The organism is Escherichia whittamii, assembly GCF_014836715.1.
Classification (GTDB): domain Bacteria; phylum Pseudomonadota; class Gammaproteobacteria; order Enterobacterales; family Enterobacteriaceae; genus Escherichia; species Escherichia whittamii.
On record NZ_JACSQI010000018.1, the window covers coordinates 57813 to 64141 of the forward strand.

A 6329-nucleotide genomic window follows, 5' to 3' on the forward strand; every position below is an offset into this window, starting at 1 on the left:
TATTATTAATTGCATTTTAAAACACCACCGGATGAAAATGCCATACCGGCTCATCACTATTAAAAGGCGACACCCCGCTCATCCACTCCATATCCAGCTGCCACTTTTCACAATATGCCACTTCATCAGTGTCCAGATCTTTATAAAATCCTTCCCACCGCCCCGTCGAGCGCCCGCCGTACCATTCACTGTGGTGTCTGACTGTCAGATGATTCACCACATTTCTCACCAGTGGTTCACGCACGACCAGCGCCTGTCTGATCTCTTCCTCCGTCACTTTTCCATCACCATCCTGATCCATCTCCGCCATCAGGGCGGTACCTGCTCATACTGCCACTCATCTCCCTGTTCTGCGGCACGGCTTATTGAGTCAAACGCTTCCGGCACCCATCCTTCGTACGGGCTGTACGTCATATCACCGCTGCTGTTCTCCTCCAGCGGCTGAAAACCCAGCTTCAGTAAATCGTACTGCCCGGCCTCTTCAACATCCTTCTGTGGCAGCCAGCCGGTTCCGGTGATATTAAACCACCACTGCTGCGATTCATCCGTAACCGGTGTCGTGGCTTCCCGCGGAAGAACGCGCTGAGCACCCAGTGTGGCTGCGGTTGCGGTAAATACCTCCTGTCCCGAAACGGCCTGACGGGTGTATAAAATTATCCCTTTTGGTACCAGAACAGTCCGTTTTTCTCCCTTAACGCCTGCCGGGTTGGATAAGAACTTTGGCATATTCGGGTCTGTACTCAGAACCTCCAGATGGACGAACCACTCGCACTCAATTTCACCGCTTCCCTCGCCGGGATAATCCTCACATCCCATAAATCCGACCGGTGTTCCGGCACTGACCTTCCACTCTTCCGTTTCGTCGACCGTCTGTACCGAGTCAAAAATGCCTTTCGCCTTCGCCTTCTGCATCCACTCAGGCATCAGCATCTGTATTTCGCCATCTGACTCCATCAGTTCCGGAGCCAGGGTCACCCAGTACTGCTCATTCCCCGGTTTATCGCCTTCCAGCAGGCGAACCAGTCCGAATGTCGTCAGAACCGGCTGGCCGTTATTGGTCACGTAAAAACGTCCGGTCCGGGATGACACAAACCGATCTCCCGCATTAAGCGTCCTGTTTCCGCTGATTTTCGGGGGTATCCGGTACGTGGCATGATCTCCGCTTTCCTGCCCTTCCGGAAGACCGTTCTTTCCCGGGACGTATTGATGCAGCAATATGCCGCCATGCCCGGTTTTAACTTTATAACAGGGGGAGCCGGGATAATCGTTCACCGGGGCCAGATGCATATAGAGGCAGTAAAAATCCAGCCAGCTTTCTTCCTTTTGCGGGTCTGGCTGGCACTGCGATTTCACCAGAACAAATGTGCTGCTGTAACGGAGCTCCTGCCCTTTATAGGGGGCCTTCAGATAATCATTGTTTATCCGGTATGCCGCAATAGTGCCATCGACCATAAACTGAAGAGGAACCGGCTCCCCGGTAGCGGCGGTATCCGGTTTCAGGGCTGATAACGGATTAGACACGTCACTGATATGTATCCCGCCGTGCCACAGCCCGTTTCCACCCAGCAGCTAGGTTACGTGCGCTTCTGCGTCAATAAGCCGCATTATCTCATCCAGTGAGCGGAACTCTTTGCCTTCTTTATCCCTGATGGGATAGCTGATTTTCATGTTCAGTCCTTATCGTGAGAATCTTCCAGGCCGTTGTGGCGGTACCTTATCCTGCCGGGGAGGATCAAAGGCTTCCTGTACATTTTTCCGTGGCGGCTCCGCCCCTTCAGTTCCAGGTCCGCCATTATCATCTTCTTTCAGCGCCTTCAGCACCGCCGGTCGTAACGTCGGCACCGGCGTTCCCGGACTACCACCGCTATTGAGATTGATTTTCGGCCCGACGATGTCCACTCCGCCTGAATGGATGACCACAAACGAACCACCCACTTTCAGCGTGATTTTACCGACGCTCTCCAGTACGATTTCATCCCGGACCTTCATTCCCAGCGCACCGCTCACCTTTTCCGCCAGGTCGCCCTTCACCTCCAGGCTGTGCTTCCCCTCCACCAGGCTGATATGGTTCCCCGTCGTTTTGTGCTCCTGCTTCCCTTCTACTGTCACCTTACGGTCATTTCTGACATACAGTCCGTCATCGTGACTCACGCTCACCGTCCGGTCATTCGTCGCCTTCAGCGTCTGGTCATTACGTATCGTGATACACCGGTCATTCGCCACCGTTACCAAAGCCTGCCACCACGCCTGTGACATAACGCAGCGGGATGACGCCCTGCCAGATGGTCAGCATCGCCTTCTTCTCCAGCAGCATCTCCGCCGTCTGCATAAACGAGTCGCTGGCAACATCCACACTCATCACAAACGGATAAGACTGGTTCTGGATTAACCTGAAATTCACCACTGCAAAGGTGTCCGGCTCCTGGCCGTCAACCTCCAGCGTAAAGCGAAGACCTTTTAAGGACATAAATACCTCTCAGACATATCAGCCTATATTTACCGTACCGCCACCAATGACCACACCCCCACAGTCGATGGCATCGCCGGTTCTGGCGGCGGGCAGGCCGTCAATAAAGACGGTTGAAGAACCTCTGGCGATTTTACGGGGATGAGGGGGATGCTTCGGTTTATCATGCGGCGTCAGCGGATCTCCCTGACGGGCTGCGGGGAGACCATCGATAAAAACGGTGGATGACCCGGCAGTGATGACGGTCTCATAATAACCGTCATGCCGGGTACCTTTGTCGGTGAGTTTGGCGGCTAAGGGCATTCTGGTTCTCCAAAATTAAATAACGGGCACAAATTCCCCATTAATTAAAGAAAATATTGGTGCGAAGTAGTTTATTGCATTGTTACCTTTTTTGTTAACATAATGGTATGTTAAAGGAGAATATCTTGGCTCAGATTTATTATATAGCTGAACCATTCTTCCATTATTCATGACTCTAACTTCATAATTATCCCATTTTATAGGATCGATTTTAGCTATGCCTCCCTCTAGTTTATCTTTAGGGTAGAGTGATAGTAGTATATCATCCTCACTATCCCCTGTGGTTGTAGACCATGCCTTAAGAGCTATTTGGCTGATTTTTTTTAATTTTTCTCGATCTCTATTATTAATGACATCAGCCATTTTTATATATGCCACACGTAATTTTTGCATTTGCTCATCGCTACCATTAAATGGGGTCGCGTGTATCCACTGCCATTCTGGTATGCCGCTTATATTGATTTTTTTTGTAAATTGATAAACTATCATTTGGGGTGGGTAATATTTTTCCCAATAAAATTTAGGTTCTATATGGCCAGGTATCGCTTGTTCTGCAAATATCTTCTTCCGTATAATCGTACTCTTATCGTTTGAGTTAACTTCAGGAATACCATCTTTGTTGATAGTTACATTTATTGATGCTAGATTTACTTGGTTTTGTTTATCTATTCGTACTAAATCTACTTTACATCCAGATTGTGTGTTGAAATGTGAACGTTCTTGATCGCTAATGTTTTCTCTTGAAAACCACCCTAATGCACCAATTTCCAAGCTTATCTCATTCTCACCATTTTCAAGAAACATCATAGCATTAGTGCTGGAACTCCCCCCTCCTCTACCCGCATATGCAGATTTACGATTATCCATTCCTAAAACACCATTGGTTTTTATAGAACAAAAAGCATATTTTATATCAAAAAGACTACGAATTTTCTTTTCACTTCCAATTGCATCGCTAGACGAAATCATGACGCCTCCAGTTAATAAATACATTAATAATGGCAATATGGTTTTCATATTTTTCCTTTTCATATACATGATTGATGAGTTCAGTAATTTTCCTTGGTTGAATTAAAATATTAATTTGAGGGAGGTGTTATAGCTGGTTTGGAAATTTGTCGGATTTTTCCATATAGGTTAGCCCGCAATGGAGATTCACTCGCTTTGAGGGGATCTGCCAACTGCCACTCTGTTTCTGTTTTATTTTCATGAGTAGAGGTGCCTTGTTCTTCTTTTCCATCGTCGCCATCGGCAAATGCCACATCGTACGAAAACGCAAAATATCCTTTAATACCATCGTGATAGCCTACAAGGTCAATTCCATCATCATGAGAGTCTACCTCAAATCCAGCCTTGGCCTCGATGCGGCCTTCGGCCCCGAGACTTAATTCGACACACATTACTTCTGCTTCAAATGTTGCACTAACAACCCCTTTTATACCTAAGTAAAGCTGGTTTTTTTCTAATATACCAATGGACCATTCATCATTTTTACTTTTATATGAAACACCTAAGTTAATATTAATACCTAAAAGTATTTCAATATAACACTCGACGCTAACACCATGCTTGTCTAAGTATTTTCTGCATTTATTTGCAAGATGATCTATTTTACAATAAGCACATATAAACTGAATGATATCAAACCTTAAACCACCTTCTAATAAGGGTTCTCCATATAGACCAAAAAAATGACAAGGACCATCATGAACATCTGTATATTGATAAGCATATGAGACCCCCAATGTTACCGGCTCTAGATTTGTACTAAATACTTCATATTCACGAGTTTTATTGTTATTATCAGGATCTGGTGCAAAATATTTATTTACACAACCCAATAGTTTATCAATCGAACTGGAGTGTATTGATGATGCTGTTGTAATTTTATTTTTGATATTTTTTTTATATTCTTCTGTATATTCAGTGTTACATATTTTTAATCCATAATCAAAAGTCATATCTAATGAATTAGTTAACTTAAATTTATCTGTTGCATATGTCCAGCCATCACGTAGTTTATTACCATTTTTAGGTTTTGTGTTTTCCATCGTTAAGCGAGACTTTATCCGTTCATCTCTGCGTTCTTTGATGCTCCTCTCTTTTATATCAGCGCCTAATTCATAACTTAAACCTAAACTCGCACGGAGTTCAATAGTTGGCTGAACATATATTGTAACATACTGCCCCCACTCGTAACATCCATTTGCAACCACAATATATGTGGCTGGCCCCTCTGAAAAACTTGCTGGAGGGATGATTGAAGTTAAATAATAATATGGCGGAAAAAAACAATCTATTATATCTGTTATATTTGTTAAGCATGACTCTTGTCCTTTGTAAGATAACTTGACTTTATTCGGAACTCCATCAGATGTCAGTGATTCAGATGTTCCTCCTGCAATCTCCTCCATCCATGCCACCGGACATCCACTTTTATTGCATTTACTAATGATAGTAATGGTTCCATCACATCCATCGCCTTCATCCAGTAAATTTAAATAAATAGAACCTTCTTTTGACCATGTATGATGTTCTTTATTGTTGGGGAAATCAGTAATTATATCCAGTAAGCATGTGTCTGGTATATTGCACTCCACACAGACCTTTCCGGCAGTTGCTGAAGGTGTTGTCATATAGTTCCCTTACTGAGGTATAAATCCCAGCTCCTGTAAAAGTAACATTTCAACCCGGTTGTATGCGGGCCTTTCCTTATTACTCAGTATATCCAGCCATTGCTGGGGAATATTGGTACTATCGGTTATGGTGTTTTTTAATAGTAAAAATACAATCCCTCTGACAGAACGATCGTCGGTAATATCCAGAGACTGACAAAGTAAAAAATAATCTTCAGCCTGTCGATTTATGCATGCGTAATCTTTGTCAGAAAAATAATTGGATGATGTATAATAATTATGAATATACCGAGTTAATTTCTGAATGTAATTATTCTGAGCCTGCCTGTTAAGGTTTTCATATTGTCTGTGGCTGAATGTCAGTATGGTGTTATTTTTCGATGGTATTCTTCTGGCATCAGGTCGACGAAGTGATGAAAAGTTATCTTCCCGCTCTTCTCCTGCATACCAGGTGCTGATTTTATCTATTGGGTCAATAAACAAAAGTAACTCCCGTGGGGTCAGTACGCTGACCAGCGACCATATGTTCCGTGGGTCATAAAACCGGAACAAAACTGGTTTGCTTCTTTCAGGTATATTAACCCACAGATAACGGCGAAAATGCTGCAGCACTACATGGATTTTACTGTATGAGGAGACATATATTCCCCACGGTGTATCTTTCGTACCCAGCCACGCAGTCACTTCCGGCGTTACCTCCACCAGCCAAGGAGCCAACGCCTCTAAATCTGGTTGTACAGGCGGCGGAAATAAGCAGCAGTGTGGAGGTTTTTTTTCCTGTAAAAAATCCAGCAGTCCTTCCTCCACAGCACCATCAACAATGGCGTACTGTATGGGTGCCGTTTTCATCACTTATCCTCCTTCGGGCAGTGCGCCACAAACATCGAACCACTCCCGGCTGCGGCTTTCAGGATCACCGGGCG

6 protein-coding genes and 2 pseudogenes are annotated in these 6329 nt (G+C 44.7%); all 8 read right to left on the reverse strand.

Features of this window, described 5'->3' with window-relative positions:
* Window positions 1-16 precede the first annotated feature (16 nt).
* Window positions 17-310, reverse strand: coding sequence for an EF-hand domain-containing protein (locus H9644_RS20260; RefSeq protein ID WP_225221488.1), 294 nt, complete (start codon window positions 308-310; stop codon window positions 17-19).
* A complete protein-coding gene (locus tag H9644_RS21670; protein WP_225221489.1) occupies window positions 310-1521 on the reverse strand; it encodes a hypothetical protein in 1212 nt (403 codons plus the stop codon). The genes H9644_RS20260 and H9644_RS21670 overlap by 1 nt, the downstream gene beginning before the upstream one ends.
* A 156-nt stretch (window positions 1522-1677) precedes the next feature.
* A pseudogene (locus H9644_RS20265) lies at window positions 1678-2229 on the reverse strand (bacteriophage T4 gp5 trimerisation domain-containing protein); the annotation flags it as partial.
* Window positions 2228-2467: pseudogene (locus tag H9644_RS20270) on the reverse strand (type VI secretion system tip protein VgrG); the annotation flags it as partial. The pseudogenes H9644_RS20265 and H9644_RS20270, both read right to left, overlap by 2 nt.
* An 18-nt stretch (window positions 2468-2485) precedes the next feature.
* Window positions 2486-2770 carry a type VI secretion system PAAR protein gene (locus H9644_RS20275; RefSeq protein WP_101943208.1) on the reverse strand — a complete coding sequence of 95 codons (285 nt, stop codon included), beginning with the start codon at window positions 2768-2770 and terminating at the stop codon, window positions 2486-2488.
* A gap of 15 nt (window positions 2771-2785) precedes the next feature.
* Window positions 2786-3787, reverse strand: a complete 1002-nt coding sequence (locus H9644_RS20280; protein WP_064529093.1) for a hypothetical protein — start codon at window positions 3785-3787, stop codon at window positions 2786-2788.
* Window positions 3788-3849: 62 nt separating this feature from the next.
* Window positions 3850-5406, reverse strand: coding sequence for a hypothetical protein (locus H9644_RS20285; protein WP_064528931.1), 1557 nt, complete (start codon window positions 5404-5406; stop codon window positions 3850-3852).
* A 9-nt stretch (window positions 5407-5415) separates the two neighbouring features.
* Complete coding sequence (locus H9644_RS20290) at window positions 5416-6255, reverse strand: DUF4123 domain-containing protein (RefSeq protein ID WP_105289157.1); 840 nt, start codon at window positions 6253-6255, stop codon at window positions 5416-5418.
* Between the last annotated feature and the right edge of the window lie 74 nt (window positions 6256-6329).

Coding starts and splice junctions, on each gene's coding strand:
- H9644_RS20275 (WP_101943208.1), bottom strand. CDS start 2,770: ATGCCCTTAGCCGCCAAACTCACCGACAAAGGTACCCGGCATGACGGT.
- H9644_RS20260 (WP_225221488.1), bottom strand. CDS start 310: ATGGCGGAGATGGATCAGGATGGTGATGGAAAAGTGACGGAGGAAGAG.
- H9644_RS20290 (WP_105289157.1), bottom strand. CDS start 6,255: ATGAAAACGGCACCCATACAGTACGCCATTGTTGATGGTGCTGTGGAG.
- H9644_RS20285 (WP_064528931.1), bottom strand. CDS start 5,406: ATGACAACACCTTCAGCAACTGCCGGAAAGGTCTGTGTGGAGTGCAAT.
- H9644_RS20280 (WP_064529093.1), bottom strand. CDS start 3,787: ATGAAAACCATATTGCCATTATTAATGTATTTATTAACTGGAGGCGTC.